This is a genomic window from Pseudomonas syringae pv. tomato str. DC3000 (assembly GCF_000007805.1).
In the GTDB taxonomy this organism is placed as follows: Bacteria; Pseudomonadota; Gammaproteobacteria; order Pseudomonadales; family Pseudomonadaceae; genus Aquipseudomonas; species Aquipseudomonas avellanae.
Window position 1 is genome coordinate 3,989,435 of record NC_004578.1, and the last position, 20,255, is coordinate 4,009,689.

Genomic DNA, 20,255 nt, shown 5'->3' on the forward strand with positions numbered 1-20,255 from the left:
TATGCAACGTTCATCCAGATTCCGGCTCGCTGTCACCACTGCACTGATCGCCGCCACACTGAGCGCCGCCGCTCAGGCTGCGACAGTGCTCAAAGGCCCGCGCGAAGTGGTCTGGAAGGATTTTCTCGGCGTCAACGTGCAGTTTCAGTACTTCGCGCCGGACATCTATCAGCAACAGATGAACCGCCTCGACGAGCTGGGCCTGAACTGGGTTCGGCTGACCATCCACTGGCCAATCATCGAACCGCAAAAGGACCAGTACGCCCTGACCGAACTGGATGCCGCCATGGCGGCGATCAAGGCCCACAACTACAACACGCTGGCGTACCTGGTCGGCTCGGCGTCTTTCGCCAGCAGCGCGCCGGCCAACGCGCAGAGCCGCGATCAATACCCGCCCAAGGATTTCAGCGTGTTTGCCGCACGCATGACCGCCCTCGCCCAGCGTTACCCACAGGTGAACAACTGGCAGGTCTGGAACGAGCCGAACATCATCTGGCTGCCCAAGGAAGACCCGGCGGCGTATGGTCGCCTGCTGACCACCACCGCCGATGCGATTCGCGCCGTGCTGCCGAACAAGACCATCGTCACTGCAGGCATGGCCTATTACAGCCAGATGCACAGTACCTCCGGCTATATGTTGCAGACCTTGATCGACAACGGCCTGGGCCAGCAGAACATCGTCGCCGCCTACCACCCGTATTCCGAGTACCCGGAAGGCGACTCGGTGCCGGACCGTGATTTTCTGGTACGCGCCAACGCCATGAACCAACTGCTGCACAGCAATGGCGTCAGTCAGGTGTGGGCCACCGAATGGGGCTGGTCGAGCTACGCCGGCCCTGTGGAGATGCAGCGTCTGATCGGCACTCCCGGCCAGGCCGACTACACCCTGCGACGCCTGGCGCTGATGAGTGCAATGGATTTCCAGCGTATCTTCCTGTTCAACCTCAGCGATCTGGATGAACGCGCGTCGGCCCGCGACCAAGGCTACGGGCTGCTCGACCTGCAAGCCAACCCCAAACCGGTCTACACCGCGCTGCAGAATTTTCTGAAGATCACCGGCCCGCGCCTGCAACCTGCCGATCCGCCCGCAGTGAGCGCTGTACCGGACGACCTGTACGCCGTGCCGTGGACCCGTGAAGACGGCACTCGCCTGCTGATGTTCTGGAGTGCTGCCGGCACATCGCTGACGCTCCCGAACATCACCAGCGCCGTCGTGCATGACCCGCTGACCGGCAGCCGCACCCCGCTGTCCGGCAGCCAGGGCATCACTCTGCTGCTCAAGCCGTCTCTGCAAATCCTGGAATGGAAGCCCTAAGCCATGCGAATTCTATGGACGCTCCCCTATCTGCCGTGGCCGACCACCAGTGGCGGCAAGACCCGGGAATACCATTTGCTGCGCAACCTGGCAGCGCGCGGCCACCGTATTACCCTGCTGGTACAGTCCAAGACTGCCCTGGACGAAAACACTCGCTCGGCGCTGGAGCCCTGGCTGGAGCGCCTGATCGTGATCGAACGTCGCCCGCTGTCGAGCCTGCGCACCCTGCTGGCCGTGGCGTTCGCACCGGCGCCAATGCTCGCCAGCGTCAACGGTTACGCGCCGAAACTGGAAAAAGCCTTCGAGCAGTTGCTTGCGCAACACTGGGACATCATTCAGTTGCAACACACCTACTCCTTTCAGCCATTCGAGCGCGCGCTGAAGCGCTCGGGCAAGCCGTTCGTGCTCACCGAGCACAACGTCGAGTCCGATCTGGGTGCGGCCAGTTACGACCGCCTGCCACGCTGGGCCAATGCGTTCGCGGTATACGATCGCTGGCGCTACCGACGCTGGGAAACCCGCGTGTTTCGCCAGACCGGCGAACTGATCGCGGTCACCGAAGACGACGCCAAAGTGCTGTCGCGCCTCAGCGGCAGGGCCACCTCCTATGTGGTCAACAGTGTCGATTGCGGCTACTACGCCAGCGTTCACGCTGACCGCAACAGCCGTCGCCTGCTGTTCATCGGCAACTACGAGTACGGCCCCAACATCGACGCCATCGAATGGGCGCTGGACGAAATCATGCCGCAGGTCTGGGCCCAGGCACCTGATGTGAGCTTTGCCATTGGCGGCTTTGGCATGCCTCAAACCTGGCGTGAACGCTGGCCTGACCCGCGCATCGAGTGGCTGGGTTTTGTACCGGACTTGCGCACCCTGCAGGCCGGCGCTGCGATGTTCTTCGCGCCACTGCGCCAAGGCGGCGGCTCGAAACTCAAGACCCTTGAAGCCATGGCTGCCGGTCTGCCGGTGGTGACCACCGCGCAGGGCGTTTCCGGCCTGTCGGTCACCAATGGTGAACATTATCTGGGCAGCGAAGACGCGTCCGGGCTGGCAACACTGATCGTCGAATACGCCGACAAACCGGCACGGCTCGAACAGATCGGCGAGGCTGGCCGCGTTTATGTACGCGCCCGGCACGACTGGTCTGTGTCGGCCGCGCAACTGGAAGTCATCTACACCCGTTTTTCGCAACCCAAGCAAGGATCGCGCTCATGCGTATAGGACTCGACTACCGCGCGGCTGCCGGTTATCCCGTCAGCGGCATTGGCCGGCAGAACTTCGCGCTGGAAAAAGCCTTCCGCGAACACCCGGACGTGCAACTGCAATTGTTCGGTGTAGCACCTTACGACCATCCGGTGCGCCGCCTGATTCATACCCCGCGCTGGGCAGCGCCACTGGACTCGGTGCATCGTCTGCCCGACCGCCTGCGCTTCGAAGGCGCATTTCTGCCCGGTGCATTGCGCGACGCAGGGGTCGATATCTACGTGGCGAATATCAACATGGGCCTGCCGCTGGGCCGCAAACCGGCGGGCATGCGCTACGTGCTGCAATTGCATGACCTGTTTCAGCTCACCGAGCAGAACAATCATGGCTCACGGCTTAAAGCGCGGGTCTACCGCTTTACCGACTACGCGTCGATAGCCTGGTCGCTCAAGGTCGCCGATCAAATCTGGGTGCCCTCACAATTTACCGCCGACGAGGCCGCACGCCTGTTTCCCGCCATCAGAGATAAACTGCGCGTCGTGCCATTGCTGGTCGAGCGCTTCCAGGGCGAGCCGGCCGATATCACTCAGTTGCGTCTGCCTCAGCGTTACTGGCTGTGCGTGGGCACGCGCGAGCCGCGCAAGAACATCAAATGGTTCGTCGATGCCTGGCAGACCGCGCGCATGCAGTTTGTCGAGACCCCGGAGCTGGTGCTGGTCGGCGGCGACGAGCCGTTGACCGAAGCCCAGCGTCAGTTGCCCGGGCTGCATGTGCTGAGCGGCCTCAGCGATGCCGAGCTACACGCGGTCTACAAGCATGCCGAGCGGCTCTGGCAGCCGTCCAGACGCGAAGGGTTCGGCTTGCCGGTGATTGAGGCGCTGAACGTCGGCACACCGGTTGCCGTGGCTACCGGCTCGTCGCTGAATGAAGTCGCCCCGCCCGACAGCCCACGCTTTTCGCCTGACGACAGCGGCAACCTCATCAGGCTGATGGGCAGCCTTTCGCAGGCGCCTGAAGAAGACCCGGCTATCGCCAGAGACTGGACTGAACGCTATCAGTTGAAAGCCTTTTGCGAACGCGTGCACGCTGCGCTGGAGGAACTGCGCTGATGCCATTGGCCATGCCCGTAGGATTGCTGATCAGCCTGTTATTCGGGGTGATGATCTGGCTGTTGCCGATACCGCTGGTGCTGATGGCTATGCTGGGTATCGCCGCGGTGGTCACGGTGATTCGCCGCCCGGTGCTCGGGTTGCTGCTGTTTGGTCTGATCGGCACCTTTCTGCCCTATTCCACGGTGCAGATCGGCATCCGCACCACGGTGTCCGAAGCGCTGATCATGCTGACGTGGGCCAGCTATCTGTTGCAGGGTGTGTTCCAGATGCATGACAAAGCACCCGCCATGCTGCGCACCGAGCGGCTGCTGGTAGCGTTGATGCTGTTCAGTGCTTTCCCGTTTCTGGTCGGCCAGCTGACCGTCGTCGCCGAAGGCAACGGGCCGGTCAACTGGGTCCGCTGGCTGTTCAACCTGTCGATTCTGTTTCTCGTGCCGCGCCTGCTCACCGACCTCAAGACCCTGGAAAGCCTGGTCGTGGCGGTGCTTGGCGGGACATTACTGTTGTTGCTGATGTCGATTTCGGTCTACGTGACCAAACGCTCGGGGACGGCCATTATCCCCATCCTTGGCAGCCTGGGTTACAGCGGCGCCGATATTCTCAACGAAAGCCTGCAATCGTTCTCCAGCCGGATGGGCTCGCCGTGGATGCACCCCAATGTGGCAGGCGGAGCCCTGGCAATGCTGATGCCGCTGGCGTTCTGCTTTGGCATGACGCGCAGTGGCGCAGCCCGCAAGCTGGGCCTGGCGGTGTCGGTGCTGGGGGCCATCGGCCTGCTGCTGACCGGTTCACGCGGTGCGCTGGTGAGCCTGGTGGCTGTGATGCTGTGGATGGCCCGGCGGCGTATTCCGCATTTGGGACGGCTGTTGATGGGCGGCATGGTTGCCGGTGTCGTGCTGTTGATGTTCTATCCGCCGCTGCAAGAGCGGTTGATGGGCCTGTTCAGCGATGACGACGTCAGTACGGCGATTCGCTTTCTGGAGTACAGCCACTTTCCGGACGCCATGGCCACCTTTCCGTTCGGCATCGGCTTCAAGACCGACCCGCCGGTGCTGGGCTACACCCAATTCGGCATTTCCAACCTGTGGCTGAACTTCATCTACAAGATCGGCCTGCCGGGCATGCTGCTGTTCATTGCCGTCACCGTCAGTTGGTGGAAGGACGTGCGCCCCGCGTCCGGCCGGGTGGTGCTGACTCACCAAAACGCCATTGCGCTGGGCTGCACGACGGGTGTGCTGGCGGCGTTGTTCAGCGGCCTGTTTGACCACTATTTCAGTTTTACCAGCGTGCTGGCTGCCTTGTTCTGGTTGTTTGTCGGCATCAGCCTGCACGAAACCCGACGCCTGCGCGCCCAGGCCGCACGCACTCATCAATACCCTGTCACCTCACCCGAGCCGGGAGCCTCCTCATGAAACACCGCATGCTGCATTCTCATAATCTCAGAGAGGCACTGCCCGACTATGCACGCAAGATGGCGGTGCCACTCGACGAGCTGGAAGCAGCCTACCAGTGGATGCTCGACAACGAAGTGTGCTTCGAGACACGCATCAAGGAGCGGACCCTGTCTTTCATCTGCTACCTGAACATCGAGCCCAGAATCGAAAACCCGCTGGCGCGGCGCTTCTACAAGCTGCTGGCGAGCGAGACGCTGGGGGAGCTGATTCCGCTGTACGGAATCAACTGGCCGACCCTGCGTGACCGTATGTTGCGAACCTGGGAGCAGGCTTACAACATCCTCATCTGCAAGATCCCCAGCCATACTCTGCGCCTGCTGTGGCTGCGCATCGGCGGGGCGAAAATCGGCAAGGGCTCGACCGTCTGGCGCAACACCGAGGTGCTCGGCGTAGACAGCCTGCGCATCGGCAATGACACCACCGTGGGTTGGCACTGCCAGCTGGACGCGCGCGGCGGGCTGGTGATCGGTGATCACGTCACCATCGCTTCGCATGTGCTGATCATCGCCGGCGGCCACGACCTCAACGAACCTGAATTCTGGGCCGTCGGCGGGCCGGTGTTCATCGGCGACTATGCGTGGATCTGCAGCCGTGCCCTGCTCTCCTTCGGCGCCGATATCGGTGAAGGCGCGGTGGTGGGCGGCAACAGCGTGGTGTCCAAACCTGTCGCGCCCTACGCGATCGTCAGCGGACCGAACGCCGAGGTCAAAGGCGAGCGCGCGCGTAATCTCAATTACAAGGTGGGCGGCAAAGGCCTGTTCACCTTGTTCCACTGATCAGCGGCGCAGGCGATGCTTGGCTCGACACTCTGGCTGACACTGGCCACCCTCACCGGCCTGGCAGCCGGTTTTGCCCGTGAATGGCTGCTGGTGGCGGCCTGGGGTGCGGGGGGCCAGAGCGATGCCTTTCTGGTCTCGATGTTTGTGCCCGAGGCGCTGCGCATGTCGCTCGCAGCGGGGTTGCTCAGCGCTGCCGCATTGCCGCTGTACCAGCAACGTTCGGCCGAGCGGCAGCAGCGCTGGCTGGCAGGCATGGCCCCGCGCCTGCTGCTGACCGGTGTGGCAGTGAGCATCCTGCTGGCAGCGGGTGCCGGAATACTGGTCCGTTTGATCGGGCCGGGGCTGGATGCCGAGGGTTACGCCCAGGCTGCCAGCGGCCTGCACTGGCTGGCGTGGTGCGCACCCGGCTTTCTGTTACACGCGCTGTTCTGCGTGCCGTTGCAGGCGCGTTCGCGGTTTGTCCTGGCCGGGCTGGGTTCGCTGCTGTTCAATTTGCCGCCGGTGGTCTATCTCGCCACCTTGGGTCATGCGTCCACGTCGATGGGCGTGGCCAGTGCCTGCGTAGTGGGCAGCGTGCTGATGCCGAGTGTGCTGTTGCCGGCGCTGTACCGTTCAGGCTGGCGACCCTGGCAGTGGCAACCGGAAGCCGGCGCTGTGCGTGAGCTGTTGCAACGCATCGGGCCACTGCTGAGCAGTAATCTGGCCAGTCAGGGGCTGGCCTTGCTTGAGCGAATGGTCGCCTCGCTGCTCGGTGAAGGCGCAGTGACCTGGGTCAATCTGGCGCGCAAGCTGATCAACCTGCCGTTGATTGCGTTGATGAGCCTGAATCAGGTGCTGCTGGGGCTGATGAGCGGCAGCGCGGGTGATCAGCGTCTGTCCCTGTTGAGGCGCGGGCTGGGCAGCGCCACGCTGCTGACCTTGCCCGCCGTGGCCGGTTTGATTGGCGCGGCGGGTGCGCTGGTCACGCTGCTGTTGCCCAATCAGACCCACGACGGTCCGTTGCCGGGGCTGCTGGCCTGGTTCGCCGTGCCGCTGATGTTCGGTGCCTGGAACGCCCTGCTGGCGCGCTATGCCTACGCGGCCGGTGACACGCGCCTGCCGCTCAACTGCGAACTGATCGGCAGCCTGTGCAACGCGCTGTTGCTCGGCACATTGCCCTTTGTGTTCGGCCTGACCGGCATCGCCATCGCCGCACTGGGCGGCGCACTGGTCACCGGGGTGCTGCTGATGCGTCGGCAGTCATTGCTGGGGGTTTTGCCGTGGCGCAGTCATTGGGCGTTGGGCAGCCTGCTGATGGTGATTGCCGCCCTGTTGCTGCACCCACTGCAAAACACCTGGCTGCAACTGGGCTTGAGCGGCCTTTATGGTGTGGTGCTGCTGGTCGGGCTGGCGTTGTGGCTCAAGCCGTGGCGCAACGTGGCCGCCTGATCGGTGGCCTGGCGACAGGCTTCGCGGAAACGCTCCAGACTCGGCGAAATGAACTTGTCGCGGTGCCGGATCATGAAAAAGCGCCGATTCAACGGCGGCAATGGGCTAGCGAGCGCTTTTAACTGCCCGCTCGCCAGCAAGTCAGCCACCACCCGACGGGACAGGCAACTGATGCCGATGCCCTGAGCCAGGGTGCGCTTTATCGCCTCGGAGCTGCCTATCTCGCGCAGGTCTTGCAGATCATGCAAGTGCCTGAGCAACAGGTGCTCGACCTCTTCACGGGTGCCTGAACCCGGCTCGCGCAACAGCCATTCCGCGTCCTGCAACTCACCCAGCGATACCTGTTTCTGGCGGGCCAGCGGGTGATTGATGCCAGCGACAATGACCATCTCATCGACACTCCACGGCTCGGCGATCAGTTCCGGAAGGTGACAGGGTGCCTCGATCAGCCCCATGACGATCTCGAAACGGGCGACCTTGCGAGCGATCAGCGCGCTGTTGCCGATGTCTACGTCCACCCGCAGCAAGGGTGCCGATTCGCGCAGTGCGCCGACAATCGACGGCAGCTCGTAATTGCCGATGGTGCTGCTACTGCCGATTCGCAAACGTGCGTTCAACGTGGTGTCGGGCAATAGAAAGCTGTCTTCGATCTGCTGGGCGTTTTCCAGCATTTTCATGGCGCGCGGCAATAAGCTCTGGCCGCTGTCGTTGAGTACCAGGCGCTTGCCCACCCGGTCAAACAGGCGGGTGCCCAGCGCGCCTTCCAGTTCATTGAGCGCAGCACTGGTTGCCGATTGGGACAACGCCAGTGCATTGCCGGCGCTGGTGGTGCTGCCAAAGCGGGTGATCGCACAGAAAATCTGCAACTGACGCAGGTTGAGTCTCACGCCTGAACTCCGACAGATCTACCTGAAAATCAGGTAATGAGTATCGAGACTACCCGTTTAGTGAATTGATTGTCGACCCGTAGACTGCTGGCAGATTCCACCGCCACCCAGCAGGACAACGTCATGAGCCGCTTCGCCACTGTCATCACCCGCAACGCACCCTTCACCGCTTTGGCAAGCCCACGCGAAGCCATCCGCCAGTTCACGCCCAACTGGTTCGCCGTCACCATGGGCACCGGCATTCTGTCGCTGGCACTCGCCCAACTGCCGGGAAATCTGGCCTGGTTGCGCGACGCAGGTGAAGCGCTGTGGTTTCTCAATGTGGCACTGTTCGCCCTGTTCAGCGTGATGTACGCGAGCCGCTGGATGCTGTTTTTCGACGAGGCGCGGCAGATCTTTGGCCATTCAACGGTCTCGATGTTCTTCGGCACCATCCCCATGGGCCTGGCAACCATTATTAACGGCCTGCTGGTGTTCGGACCGGCGCGCTGGGGCGATGCAGTGGTGCCGGTCGCCGAAGCCTTGTGGTGGCTGGATGTAGCGATGGCATTGGCTTGTGGCGTGCTGATCCCGTTCATGATGTTCACCCGTCAGGAGCACAGCATTGAAAAGATGACGGCTGTGTGGCTGTTGCCTGTGGTCGCGGCAGAAGTTGCAGCGGCCTGCGGTGGTTCACTAACCGCGCATCTTGCAACGACAAGCGCGCAGTTCACCGTGCTGATCACCAGTTATGTGCTGTGGGCCTATTCGGTGCCCGTGGCGCTGAGCATTCTGGTCATTCTGCTGCTGCGGCTGGCGCTGCACAAACTGCCCCACGAGAGCATGGCGGCGTCGAGTTGGCTGGCACTTGGGCCGATCGGTACGGGCGCACTGGGCATGCTGGTGATGGGCAGCGACGCCCCGGAGATCTTTGCTGCGCATGGGCTGGCATCGGTCGGGACTGTGGCGGCAGGCGTGGGCGTGATTGTCGGTACGCTTTTCTGGGGGCTGGGCCTGTGGTGGATGGCGCTGGCCGGGCTGATCACGCTGCGTTATTTCAAGCAGGGCCTGGCGTTCAATCTGGGCTGGTGGGCGTTCACCTTTCCGCTCGGTGTGTACGCATTGGCAACCCTCAAGCTTGGCGCGACATTGAACATGAGTTTTTTCGATGTGTTTGGCGTGGGCTTGGTCGCGATGCTGGCCGTCATGTGGTCGATTGTGGCAGTGCATACCCTGGCTGGCGCGTATCGGGGTCATCTGTTCGTTTCGCCCTGTATTGCTGCACGAGCATGTGCCCGCCGGTAAATCTCCTTGAACTTACGTTCCCGGCGAGACGCCTGAGGTAGACACCTTCAGGATAGAGAGCCCCATGCACAACTCAGCGTTCACTGGCAGCTACGGCACTCGAGACCAGAACATCGTCATCAATTCCTACACCACCGTGCTGCGCAAGAACGGCGTGCCTCACGAGTTGTTTGCCACTTACTGGCGAGATGTCCACGGCCCGTTGTGCGCGCGCCTTTCGGGGTTGGGCTGGTACGTGCAGCACCACCTGACCCGCGAAAAGGACGGTCACTTGTGGCCCGTCATCGAAGGCGTCAAGCCTCTGCAGGGTTACGTGCTGGATGGCGGCGTGGAAATCGGCTTTTTGTCTGCCGCAGACCAGACGCAATTCAAGGACGCCAGCGCCCTGCTGTTTTCCGACGAGCAGAACATGTTCGAAGAAACCATCGCCTACGATGTGCCGGACGGTTCCAGCACGCTGGTAGATCGCCTGGCCAACCCGATCCCCAATGAAACAGCCACGCTGGACAAAATGCACCTGCATTTCCACCTAGACGGCAACAACCTGCCCGCCGCCCGTGATGCGGTAGAAAAGCTTGCGCGCGCGATGGCCGCTTGCGATGCAGTGCTCAAGCTGCGCCTGCACCTGGCGCAACCCTACGACAACGCCGAGCCTGCACCGCCTGCGCCAGGGGTTAATCACGAGGTCCAAGCATCGCGGCTGAATATCGTCATGATGGAACTGGTTTTCGAGTCGGCCTGGACACGCCGCACTTACTACGCTGGCGAGCATTTCAAGGCGATCACCGAAGGGATCAGCAAGCACGTGCGCCATGTCACGCCGTTTGGCGTGAGCGGTGTCTACACCTACGTGCGTGATGCGGTGATGACCACTGCAGGCATACGTGGCAGCCGGCAGGCGGAGCTGATCCGCCAACTGGGCGCGATCAACCAGACCCGGCCCGAGGTCGAAAACCTGTTTGCTGCCGCGGCGAAATCCTGAAGGGTTTTCAGCCAGTTTGAATGACTCATCAACCTTATCGGACTCGGGTCAAAATCGTGCTTTACTCCATGCACATGCAACCGGGTGAATTCGATGAGAACCTTGAGCACGCGTGAGGTTTACCAGCAACTGCGGGACGCTGCGATGGGCACAAGGTCACTGCGGCTGATCGGCGAAGCCTCTGACGCGGGGTTGCAGCAGGTCGAAATAGAAGGCTGGCTGCTCACCCTGGAAATTACCGACAGCAGTCCGACCCGTTGCCGATACTGCCGATGCCCGCAAGGCCGGGAAGGCTCGTTCGAAAGCTGGCTGCGCACCGACCCGGTCAGCTTGCTCAGTGGCTGGGAGCACGCGCAGATCGAGCGGCTGCTGGGCGATGCTCGTGCTGGTCAGATGCCGGGGTGAGTGTGCATCAAGCCCTCGCGAGCAATGCGGCTCGACGCCCCGGCCGCGGTAGCGCATTTGTGTGAGCCGGGCGACGCTTCGCTTGCTCACGAAGAAGCCGGTGCAGTCGCTGAATATCGCGCAGTTGCTGAATCGATTAACTGAGCGTTAAATAGGCGTCCCAATGCAACACCATAATTCCAATAATTTCAGAAGGACCACCGCCATGAAATCCCTTCCCCTGCTCGTAGGCCTCGGCGCGTTGACCGCCGCTTCCAGTGTTTTTGCCTGGGATTACGTGCTGCTCGACACCGACAAGGCTGCGCAGAATCAGCAGATCACCAGTCAGCAACTGGGCGTCAAGACCGACAAGCCGTTTACCATCACCCTGCGCACCCTGCACGGTGGTCGTCAGGAAGGCGTGAGCATCATCGATATCGATAACGGCACCATGAAGCTTTCGGTGGTGCCGACCCGTGGCATGAACGTGCTGCAAGCGTCGGTTGGCGATGTGCGCATGGGTTGGGATTCGCCGGTCAAGGATGTGGTCAACCCGGCGTTCATCGAGCTCAATGGCCGTGGCGGACTGGGCTGGCTGGAGGGCTTCAACGAACTGGTCGCGCGCTGCGGCTACGAGTGGGTCGGTCATCCGGGCATGGACAATGGCGAGTTGCTGACCCTGCACGGTCGCGCCGCCAACATTCCGGCCAGCAAGGTCACGCTGCAGATCGACGAAAAACCGCCGTATGCGATCCGCCTCAAGGGTGAGTTGAAGGAACAGGCGTTCAAGAAAGTCGATTTCTCGGTGCAGACCGAACTGGTCACCGAGCCCGGCAGCACGAGCTTTTCGCTCAACGATACGCTGACCAACAACGGCGATTATCCGAAAGAATACCAGGCGCTCTACCACAGCAACTTCAGCACGCCGTTCCTGGAACAGGGCGCGCGTTTTGAAGCGCCGGTCAAACAGGTCTCGCCGTTCAACGAGAAGGCCAAGGGTGATCTGGGCGACTGGCAGACTTACCGCGCACCGACGCCGGACTACGACGAAACGGTCTATAACATCGTGCCTTATGGCGACGCCAAGGGCGACACCGTCACTGTGCTGCACAACAAGGCCGGCAACCTCGGCGTAGCGGTTGGCTTCAATACACAGCAACTGCCGGTGTTCTCGCTGTGGAAAAACACCGACACCAAAGGCCAGGGTTACGTGACCGGGCTGGAGCCAGGCACCAGTTTCTCCTACAACCGCCGCTTTCAGCGCCCGCTGAACCTGGTACCGACCATCGCGCCCAAAGAGCAACGTCAGTTCCAGATCACCTACAGCCTGCTGGCTGACAAGGGTGCCGTCGACAAGACGCTGGGGCAGATCAAGCGCATTCAGGACGGTCGCGAGACCGAAGTGCGCAAAGAGCCGTTGGTGGACCTGACCAAGGAGCAATGATCCATCACTGAAACTTTCAGCGCTGCTTGCTGAACAAGGCCGGGCCTCGACGTACGCCAATACGTCGACATCCGGCCTCGTTTCGTTTGGGCTGTAAAGTTTCTGATAACTCCTCAGGCTTTTGCCTGTCTACACCCTCTCAACCCTTAAACAACGAGCGTGCATATGAAAATCCTGATGGTTCTGACTTCCCATGACCAACTGGGCGACACCGGCAAGAAAACCGGTTTCTGGCTCGAAGAGTTTGCTGCGCCGTACTACGTGTTTAAAGATGCCGGCGCCGAAGTCACGCTGGTTTCGCCTGCTGGCGGTCAACCGCCGCTTGACCCGAAAAGCGATGAGCCTGACGCACAGACCGCTGAAACCGAGCGTTTCGCCAAAGACGCCGATGCTCAGAAAGTGCTGGCCAATACTGGTCTTCTCGCCGAGGTCAACGCTGCCGATTTCGACGCAGTGTTCTATCCGGGCGGCCATGGCCCACTATGGGACCTGGCAGAAGACCAGCATTCCATTGCTCTGATCGAAGCATTCGCCAAGGCTGACAAGCCGCATGGCCTGGTGTGCCACGCGCCCGGCGTGCTGCGTAAAGTCAAAGCGCAAAATGGCGAGCCGCTGGTCAAGGGCCGTCGCGTTACCGGCTTTACCAACAGCGAAGAAGAAGCAGTTGGCCTTACCGACGTGGTGCCGTTTCTGGTCGAAGACGCACTCAAGGAACTGGGCGGCGACTACTCCAAGGGCGATGACTGGAGCGTTTACGTGCTGACCGACGGCAAGCTGGTCACCGGGCAGAACCCGGCCAGTTCTGCGCAGGCGGCCAAAGACGTGCTGACCTTGCTGAGCTGATGTGTTTTGCGCGGTTCAGTGCCTGAAAAGCTGCACCGGACCGCGCGTCATATAAATCGAATCTTGCTGCACGCCCAGTGACCAATATCCAGATAGCCCAGCCATCTGGAGAACAGTCATGAAAGATGAATCCAAGCGTGAAGACCTCGATCACAAACCAGAAAACGCCGGCAAAGTAGGCGAAAAAAACAAAGCACTCAACCAGCAGGGCGAACAGCCCCGGCCTGCTACCTCACCTGATCCGCAGAAAGACAAGTCCTGAAAAACCCGGAAAGCGGTTTTCTGCGCGAGCAACAGCTACAGATTATCGTGCGACGCTCTGCGTCGGCATGCCTTTCTGGACGCACTGCGTCCGATCTTGAGTGTGCAGCGCAGCGGGATTAAGTTGGATTCCAGTACAACACCGCTCAAAGCAACCCGCGCTCGGCGCACACCTTCACGATCTGCTCACGCAGCCAGCCACTGGCCTCGGCCTGATCAGCGTTTTCGCTCCAGAGCATGTCCAGGCTGAAACCCGGCAGGTCGGGCGGTAGTTCGAAAACGGATATCCACGGCTCGTTGCCCAGCAGGGTCTGGATGCGCCGTGGCAGCACCAGGATAAAGTCCGTGCCTTCCAGCAATTGCAGCGCCGCACGGTAGCTGTTGGCACGCACGACGATGTCCCGCGACAGCCCCTGCTCATGCAACCAGCCATCGACGATATTGGTGTCGGATGTCCACGGTGTCGGGTACACGTGGCGCCGCTGGGTGAACGTCTGCGTGTCGATCAATGCGCTCAGCGGCGCAGATCGCGTGTCCATGACACAGACTAGGTCATCTTCAAGCAATACCTGCGAAACAAGGCTGTCTGGCAGGCGATGAAATCCCGGGCCAAAACACAGAGCCAGGTCGATACGACCATCGCTCAGCGGCTCGGCTGGCAGTTGTTTGTCCAGTTTTTGCACATTGACCGTGACCGAAAAACCGGCAGTCGCAAAGTCACGCAGCAAATGCGGCAATACCAGCAGTTCGAAATACTCGGGAGCGCAGACGGTGAACGTGGTGTGCCTGCGGGTCGGGTCAAACAGGTTCAGGCCGTCATGACACAGATTGACCCGCTGCAGAATCTGCTGCACGTGGTCATGCATCGCCAGCGCCTTGCGGGTCGGGCGCATGCCGTTGCGGGTGCAGATGAACAGGTCATCTTCGAAATTGGCACGCAGCTTTTTCAGGCAGTAACTGACCGTCGACTGGCTGACATGCAGCGCCTGCGCAACCAGCGTCAGGTTGCGCTGCTCATACACCGAGACAAAGACCATCAGGTCCTGCATGTCCAGCTTTCTCAGGGCATTACTGTTGAGCATCGAGGCATCTCGCTGGCGCTGCGACCGGCCGGGCAGGTCTGCGCGAGCACGATAGCATCAAAATGCAATCAGGCAGCGCCTCGTCCGACGATATCAGGCATTTTGCCGACGGCAGTTACAGGACCGTTCGCCACTCGCCGGATGCGCCTGAGTTGACTCGGGCGCGACCACTTCATCGACCCCCAGCCACCAGGTCATTGCGCGACACGGGTATTGCAGATAGAACGGCTGGCCCATCATCGGCGTGGTGATCGACACATTCTGCTCCCAGGCCAGGGCCAGAATCCGGTCGAACGGTTCGTGCCAGGCGTGCATCGCCAGGTCGAAGGTGCCGTTATGAATCGGCAGCAGCCAGCGACCGCGCAGGTCAAGGTGGGCCTGCAGGGTCTGCTCTGGCTGCATGTGCACTTGCGGCCATTCGACGTTGTAGGCACCGGTTTCCATCAGGGTCAGGTCAAACGGCCCGTACTGCTCACCAATGGTCTTGAAACCGTCGAAGTAGCCGCTGTCACCGCTGAAGAAGATCCGCTGATCGTCATCGATCATCACCCAGGAGGCCCACAAGCTGCGGTTGCTGTCGCGCAAGGTGCGGCCCGAAAAATGCTGCGAAGGCGTGGCGACGAATGTTATGCCCGCCACCTCTGTGGACTGCCACCAGTCCAGTTGCTGCACCTTGTGCGCAGGCACGCCCCATTCGATCAGCTTGTCACCCACGCCCAACGGTGCGAGGAAGTGCTCGGTCTTGTCGACCAGCGCCTTGATGGCCATATGGTCAAGATGATCGTAATGGTTATGCGAGAGGATCACGCCAGTGATCGGCGGCAGTTCTTCCAGGCTGATCGGCGGCTGATGAAAGCGCTGCGGCCCGGCCCATTGCACCGGCGAAGCACGCTCGGCAAACACCGGGTCGGTCAGCCAGAACCGGTTGCGCAACTTGAGCAGCACGGTCGAATGCCCAAGGCGATACACGGTGTTGTTCGGTGCTGCGAGCAATTGCTGACGCGACAGCGGTTGCACAGGAATCTCCCCCGCCGGGCGCGTGTCCCTGGGTTTGTTGAATGCCTGATCCCAGAAGATGCCGAGCATGCGAAAAAAGCCTAATGGCTTCATAGGCGTGTGATTCTGATAGCGCCCCTCGTGACGAGACAAGACAGGCAGTGAAGAGACATCCTTTTTCGGGTGTGTCGAGGCCATGATTTGCTGACTCCTGGGGACAGGTTGAGGCTCCAGCCGTGCATACTTTGTACGTGAATCCCGTTGCAGGATGTCCGATGAAAAATATGTAACAGTGTTTTACACTACACGGTGTAGTTTTAAGCTTGCATGATCCTTGGCGACAAGTAAACTGCCGAGTGTAATTTTCTCTAAACGCACGTTTGAAGCGAACCTATGACCGAACCCATGCGCCTCACCGATCAGAAACGCGAGTCCATCGTCCAGGCGGCCATTGCCGAGTTTGGCGATCGTGGTTTCGAGATCACCAGCATGGACCGTATCGCCGCGCGGGCGGAGGTTTCCAAACGCACGGTGTACAACCACTTTCCCAGCAAGGAAGAACTGTTCGCCGAAATGCTTCAGCGCCTGTGGAACTGTGCTCCGCCGCAATCGGAGGTGGTTTATCGGCCGCTCGTCAGCCTGCGCGAGCAACTGCTGGAATTGCTCTGGGGCAAGATGCGCAACCTCACTGACAGCAGTTTTCTGGACCTTGCGCGGGTAGTAGTAGGTGCCACGATACACTCGCCGGAACGTGCTCAAGTGTGGCTGGCGCGCATCAACGAGCGCGAAGAAACCTTCAGCGCCTGGATTCGCGCCGCGCAAAAGGACGGCCGCCTGAAACCCGTCGATCCAGGCTTTGCAGCGACGCAGATGCACGCCCTGCTCAAGTCGTTCGCATTCTGGCCGCAAGTAACCTTCAATGCCGCGTTGCTCACCCCGCAAGAACAGAGCAATGTCGTCGAGTCAGCCCTGAACATGTTCCTCGGCTGGTACGAAATACCCGGTTGACCGGGCAATCGCTCAGCCCGTCACCCTCCCCCGGCACTCGCCAAAGCCAATCGATACTTGCCCTTCGCGATGACACCGGGCACGCAGAATCACCTCGTCACCGTTCTCCAGAAACGTTCGTGTTTCACCACCGGGTAACGTCACTGACTGTTTGCCGCCCTCGGTCATTTCCAGCAGGCTGCCAAACTGGCCCGCCTGAGGGCCGGACAACGTGCCGGTGCCGAGCAGATCGCCCGCTTGCAGCTTGCAGCCGTTGACGCTGTGATGCGCAACCATCTGCGCGACGGTCCAGTACATGTTCAACGAGTTGCTCAAGCCCAGTCGATGAGGCGCCAGCCCTTGGGTTTTCATCTGTTCGGTGAGCAGCAAAACCTCCAGCTCGATGTCCAGCGCCCCGCGCAGTTGATCGTTCTGGTCAGACAGGTACGGCAGCGGCTGCGGATCACCTTCCGGTCGCGACGGCTGAGGGCTGCGAAACGGTTCGAGGGCTTCGGCGGTGACCACCCAGGGCGAAATCGTGGTGGCAAAGCTCTTGGACAGAAACGGACCCAGCGGCTGGTATTCCCAGGCCTGAATGTCACGCGCCGACCAGTCGTTGAGCAGGCAGAAGCCGGCAATGTGCTCCGCCGCGCGGCCGATGCCGATAGCGTCACCCTGCGCGTTGCCTGGCCCTATCCATACGCCCAGTTCCAGCTCGTAATCCAGTCGTTTGCAAGGGCCCAGGGCCGGGGTTTCCTGACCGGGTGCCAGGGTCTGGCCGCTGGGCCGTCTGATGGACGTGCCGGAGGGACACAGGGTCGAAGCCCGGCCGTGATAGCCGATGGGCACGTACTTGTAGTTGGGCAGCAAGGGGTTGTCCGGACGGAACAGTTTGCCGACGTTCAGCGCATGGTGAATGCCCACATAAAAATCGGTGTAATCACCGACCCGCGCCGGCATGTGCATCGTGCACTCGCTCATGAGCAGCAGCACGCCGGTCGTGGCTTGCAAACGGTCGCGTTGCGGGCTGCTTTCATCCAGCAGTTGTAACAAGGCGCTGCGCAATGCTTGCCGGGCAGCCGCGCCCAACGCGAAGAAATCATTGAGCTGATCGCGGCTGGCGACCTCGGCCGCCTGCACCGCCGGGCCCTGAAAGAACCCGGCGGCCAACGCTGCACGCAAATCAACAATCAGCTCGCCGATGGCCACGCCGCCGCGCGGGCCGGTGCCACCGTGGCTGAACACACCCAGTGGCAGGTTCTGCAGCGGAAAATCGGCGTGACTATTGGCCGACGCGACCCAGCTGCGGCGATGTGAAGAGGCGCTCATCAGGATGATTCCTTGTTGAAAGTTCTGGCCATGCCGTTCCAGCAGGCGTCGTAATCGGCCTGCAACTGCGGGCAGGCCAGCGCATGCAGGCTGGGGCGCAGCACTTTGCCGGTCTCGAACATGAACGCCATGGTGTTTTCGATCTTGTGCGGTTTCAGGTCCGCAGCAATGGCTTTTTCCGCGGTGATATTGTCCGGGCCGTGGGCGCTCATGCAGTTGTGCAGCGACGAGCCACCCGGCATGAAACCCTCAGCCTTGGCGTCGTAGGCGCCGTCGATCAGACCCATGAATTCGTTCATCAGGTTGCGATGGAACCACGGCGGCCTGAAGGTGTTTTCAGCGACCATCCAGCGTGGCGGGAAGATCACGAAATCGATGTTGGCCTGACCGTGGACGGCGCCTGGCGAGGTCAGTACGGTGAAAATCGACGGGTCGGGATGATCGTAGCTGACCGTGCCAATCGTATTAAAACGCCGCAGATCGTACGTGTACGGCACGTTATTGCCATGCCAGCCCACCACATCGAATGGCGAGTGTTGCAGTTGCGTCGTCCACAGTTCGCCGAGAAATTTCTGCACCAGTTGCACAGGCTCGTCACGCTCTTCAAACCAGGCCACGGGCGTCAGAAAATCACGCGGGTTGGCCAGACCATTGCTACCGATCGGCCCCAGTTCCGGCAGGCGCAAGACACCACCGTGGTTCTCGCAGAGGTAACCCCGAGCGCTGCCGTCGAGCAGTTGCACGCTGAATTTCAGGCCGCGTGGCAGCACGGCGATTTCCAGCGGGCCGATGTCCAGCACACCCATCTCGGTGATGATTCTGAGTCGCCCCTGTTGCGGCACGATCAACCATTCCCCGTCAGCGCTGAAAAACGCGCGCTGCATCGACGTATTGGCTGCGTACACATAAACGCTGACGCCCTCGGCCTGATCTGCCGCTGAAGTGCTGGCCAGCGCAATCAGCCCGTCAATGAAATCGACGGGCTCGGCCGGGATATCGAACGCGTTCCAGCGCAGTCGATTGGGGTTGATCGGGCCTTGTTCACGGCCAGTGATTTGCCGGTCCATGCGTTGATAGCGCGGATGTGCCGCCGACGGTTTGATGCGGTACAACCAGGTCCGTCGGGCCTCGTTGCGGGCGACGGTGAAAGCGGTCCCTGAGAACTGCTCGGCATACAGGCCCAGGGGGTGTTTCTGCGGCGAGTTCTGGCCCATGGGCAAGGCGCCAGGCAGCGCCTCGCTGCTGAACTGGTTGGCGAAGCCCGATTGATAGGCCAACGCTTCGAAGCTGGAATGAATAGCCATCTGGACCTCTTGTTGTTATTGGGTCACACAGCAACAGATGAAATATCGTAAAACAATTACGCATAACGTAATTTGAGTTTGAAAGCCGGTCAAGCTGTAAAGCTGCCTCTCCAGACGGGCGCATGACCATGACTCAAGAAACCGAAAGCCCGGCAGGCGGACGCCAGCAGAAGGTTCAGGCCGCCGAAGTCGGCCTGGGCGTGCTCAAGGCGCTCGCTGAACTGTCGCCCTCCACGTCCCTGTCAAAACTGGCCGAACATTTGGGCATGCCGCCCAGCAAAGTCCATCGCTACCTGCAGGCGTTGATCGCCAGCGGCTTTGCCGAGCAGGACGCCGTCAACAACCATTACGGGCTGGGGCGCGAGGCGCTGCAGGTCGGGTTGGCGTCGCTGGGCAAGCTGGACGTGCTGAAAGTGTCAGCGCCGTGGCTGGCCAGCCTGCGTGACGAACTCGATCAGACCTGCTTTTTGGCCGTGTGGGGCAACAAAGGCCCGACGGTGGTGTATGTCGAACCGTCGATGGGCGCGGTGACGCTGGTGACACAAATCGGCTCGGTTCTGCCGTTGCTCAGCTCGTCTACCGGCCTGGTGTTCGACAGCTTTCTGGCTCAGGGTGAAACGGCGCTGCTGCGCGAGCAGGAAACGCCTCGTCTGAGTGCTGATCAGTTGCACGAGGTCGAGCGCCACATAAAGCAGATCCGCGCCACTGGCGTGCATCAGATTCAAGGGATGTTGATGCCGGGCATCAACGCAGCGTCCTCGCCGCTGTTTGCCATGGGCAACAAGCTGGTGGGCGTGATCACCGTGGTCGGGCCGGGGTCGGTGTTGAACGATAAAGCGCAGGGTCAGGCGGCTCGACGTCTTTTAGAAACAGCGACCGCGATCAGTGAGCGTATGGGGGGCAGCCAGTTGCGCAGCTGAGTCACGACCGTTCTCGCCCCTTGGTTCTGGCGATCATTGTCATACCTGAGTCTCGTTGGGCGTGGAGAACAGGGCTTCTGCCCGGAGGGCGTGGGAGCTTCAGGAGGTTACGACGGCTGCGATGGGCTGCAAAGCGGCCCTGGAACCGGTGACCTCGGCTGTGTGTGGCATACCGAGGCAGCCGGGTTTGCTGCCGGCTCCCGGCAGTTCGCGGACAAGCGAAGCGTCGCCCGGTCCGCGCCTGCAGGAACTCAACTTTCT

At 61.1% G+C, this 20,255-nt stretch carries 19 protein-coding genes; 14 read left to right on the forward strand and 5 right to left on the reverse strand.

Annotated features, from left to right (window positions below):
* The first annotated feature begins 1 nt into the window (after nt 1).
* The 6 genes from PSPTO_RS18280 to PSPTO_RS18305 are packed head-to-tail and all read left to right on the forward strand — an operon-like array spanning nt 2 to nt 7,291.
* Nucleotides 2-1,315, forward strand: coding sequence for a cellulase family glycosylhydrolase (locus tag PSPTO_RS18280; protein WP_011104602.1), 1,314 nt, complete (start codon nt 2-4; stop codon nt 1,313-1,315).
* A 3-nt stretch (nt 1,316-1,318) separates the two neighbouring features.
* Entirely contained in the window at nt 1,319-2,536 is a 1,218-nt protein-coding gene (locus tag PSPTO_RS18285) for a glycosyltransferase family 4 protein (protein ID WP_005765099.1), read from the forward strand.
* On the forward strand, nt 2,527-3,627 hold the full coding sequence (locus PSPTO_RS18290) for a glycosyltransferase family 4 protein (protein ID WP_005765101.1): 1,101 nt from the start codon (nt 2,527-2,529) through the stop codon (nt 3,625-3,627). Before PSPTO_RS18285 ends, PSPTO_RS18290 begins: the two co-directional genes overlap by 10 nt.
* The gene (locus tag PSPTO_RS18295; protein ID WP_011104603.1) at nt 3,627-5,042 is read left to right on the forward strand and encodes an O-antigen ligase family protein; all 1,416 of its coding nucleotides are present in this window, start codon (nt 3,627-3,629) and stop codon (nt 5,040-5,042) included. The genes PSPTO_RS18290 and PSPTO_RS18295 overlap by 1 nt, the downstream gene beginning before the upstream one ends.
* Nucleotides 5,039-5,860 (forward strand): acyltransferase, encoded by an 822-nt coding sequence (locus PSPTO_RS18300; protein ID WP_005765105.1) that lies wholly within the window; start codon nt 5,039-5,041, stop codon nt 5,858-5,860. The genes PSPTO_RS18295 and PSPTO_RS18300 overlap by 4 nt, the downstream gene beginning before the upstream one ends.
* A 15-nt stretch (nt 5,861-5,875) precedes the next feature.
* Nucleotides 5,876-7,291: a lipid II flippase MurJ gene (locus tag PSPTO_RS18305; RefSeq protein ID WP_005765108.1), complete on the forward strand. Its 1,416-nt coding sequence runs from the start codon at nt 5,876-5,878 to the stop codon at nt 7,289-7,291.
* On the opposite strand, the gene PSPTO_RS18310 is transcribed toward PSPTO_RS18305, so the two are convergent.
* The gene (locus PSPTO_RS18310; protein ID WP_011104604.1) at nt 7,225-8,178 is read right to left on the reverse strand and encodes a LysR family transcriptional regulator; all 954 of its coding nucleotides are present in this window, start codon (nt 8,176-8,178) and stop codon (nt 7,225-7,227) included. The two genes, PSPTO_RS18305 and PSPTO_RS18310, sit on opposite strands and share 67 nt — an antisense overlap.
* Nucleotides 8,179-8,301: 123 nt before the next feature.
* On the opposite strand from PSPTO_RS18310, the gene PSPTO_RS18315 reads away from it, so the two are divergent.
* From PSPTO_RS18315 to PSPTO_RS29935, 6 genes are all read left to right on the forward strand, one after another.
* Nucleotides 8,302-9,462, forward strand: coding sequence for a TDT family transporter (locus PSPTO_RS18315; RefSeq protein ID WP_005765115.1), 1,161 nt, complete (start codon nt 8,302-8,304; stop codon nt 9,460-9,462).
* A gap of 64 nt (nt 9,463-9,526) precedes the next feature.
* Nucleotides 9,527-10,444, forward strand: a complete 918-nt coding sequence (locus tag PSPTO_RS18320; RefSeq protein WP_005765117.1) for a hypothetical protein — start codon at nt 9,527-9,529, stop codon at nt 10,442-10,444.
* A gap of 93 nt (nt 10,445-10,537) precedes the next feature.
* Nucleotides 10,538-10,849: a DUF7693 family protein gene (locus tag PSPTO_RS18325; RefSeq protein ID WP_005765119.1), complete on the forward strand. Its 312-nt coding sequence runs from the start codon at nt 10,538-10,540 to the stop codon at nt 10,847-10,849.
* A 205-nt stretch (nt 10,850-11,054) separates the two neighbouring features.
* Nucleotides 11,055-12,272: an aldose 1-epimerase family protein gene (locus PSPTO_RS18330; protein WP_005765121.1), complete on the forward strand. Its 1,218-nt coding sequence runs from the start codon at nt 11,055-11,057 to the stop codon at nt 12,270-12,272.
* 165 nt (nt 12,273-12,437) lie between these two features.
* A complete protein-coding gene (locus tag PSPTO_RS18335) occupies nt 12,438-13,115 on the forward strand; it encodes a type 1 glutamine amidotransferase domain-containing protein (protein WP_003378111.1) in 678 nt (225 codons plus the stop codon).
* 118 nt (nt 13,116-13,233) lie between these two features.
* Nucleotides 13,234-13,377 (forward strand): hypothetical protein, encoded by a 144-nt coding sequence (locus tag PSPTO_RS29935; RefSeq protein ID WP_003378113.1) that lies wholly within the window; start codon nt 13,234-13,236, stop codon nt 13,375-13,377.
* A 145-nt stretch (nt 13,378-13,522) separates the two neighbouring features.
* Here the strand turns inward: PSPTO_RS29935 and PSPTO_RS18340 are convergent, their stop codons facing one another.
* Together PSPTO_RS18340 and PSPTO_RS18345 are read right to left on the reverse strand one after the other, a co-directional pair.
* Nucleotides 13,523-14,458, reverse strand: coding sequence for a LysR family transcriptional regulator (locus tag PSPTO_RS18340; protein ID WP_005765123.1), 936 nt, complete (start codon nt 14,456-14,458; stop codon nt 13,523-13,525).
* 93 nt (nt 14,459-14,551) lie between these two features.
* Complete coding sequence (locus tag PSPTO_RS18345; protein ID WP_005765125.1) at nt 14,552-15,652, reverse strand: MBL fold metallo-hydrolase; 1,101 nt, start codon at nt 15,650-15,652, stop codon at nt 14,552-14,554.
* A gap of 195 nt (nt 15,653-15,847) precedes the next feature.
* Here PSPTO_RS18345 and PSPTO_RS18350 point away from each other — a divergent pair, with 195 nt between their 5' ends.
* On the forward strand, nt 15,848-16,462 hold the full coding sequence (locus PSPTO_RS18350) for a TetR/AcrR family transcriptional regulator (protein WP_005765127.1): 615 nt from the start codon (nt 15,848-15,850) through the stop codon (nt 16,460-16,462).
* A 12-nt stretch (nt 16,463-16,474) separates the two neighbouring features.
* On the opposite strand, the gene fahA is transcribed toward PSPTO_RS18350, so the two are convergent.
* Both fahA and hmgA read right to left on the reverse strand, forming a co-directional pair.
* On the reverse strand, nt 16,475-17,770 hold the full coding sequence (fahA, locus tag PSPTO_RS18355; protein ID WP_005765129.1) for a fumarylacetoacetase: 1,296 nt from the start codon (nt 17,768-17,770) through the stop codon (nt 16,475-16,477).
* Entirely contained in the window at nt 17,770-19,074 is a 1,305-nt protein-coding gene (gene hmgA, locus PSPTO_RS18360; RefSeq protein ID WP_011104606.1) for a homogentisate 1,2-dioxygenase, read from the reverse strand. The genes fahA and hmgA overlap by 1 nt, the downstream gene beginning before the upstream one ends.
* A gap of 122 nt (nt 19,075-19,196) precedes the next feature.
* Between hmgA and PSPTO_RS18365 the strand changes: the two genes are divergently transcribed.
* Entirely contained in the window at nt 19,197-19,994 is a 798-nt protein-coding gene (locus PSPTO_RS18365; RefSeq protein ID WP_005765133.1) for an IclR family transcriptional regulator, read from the forward strand.
* Nucleotides 19,995-20,255 lie beyond the last annotated feature (261 nt).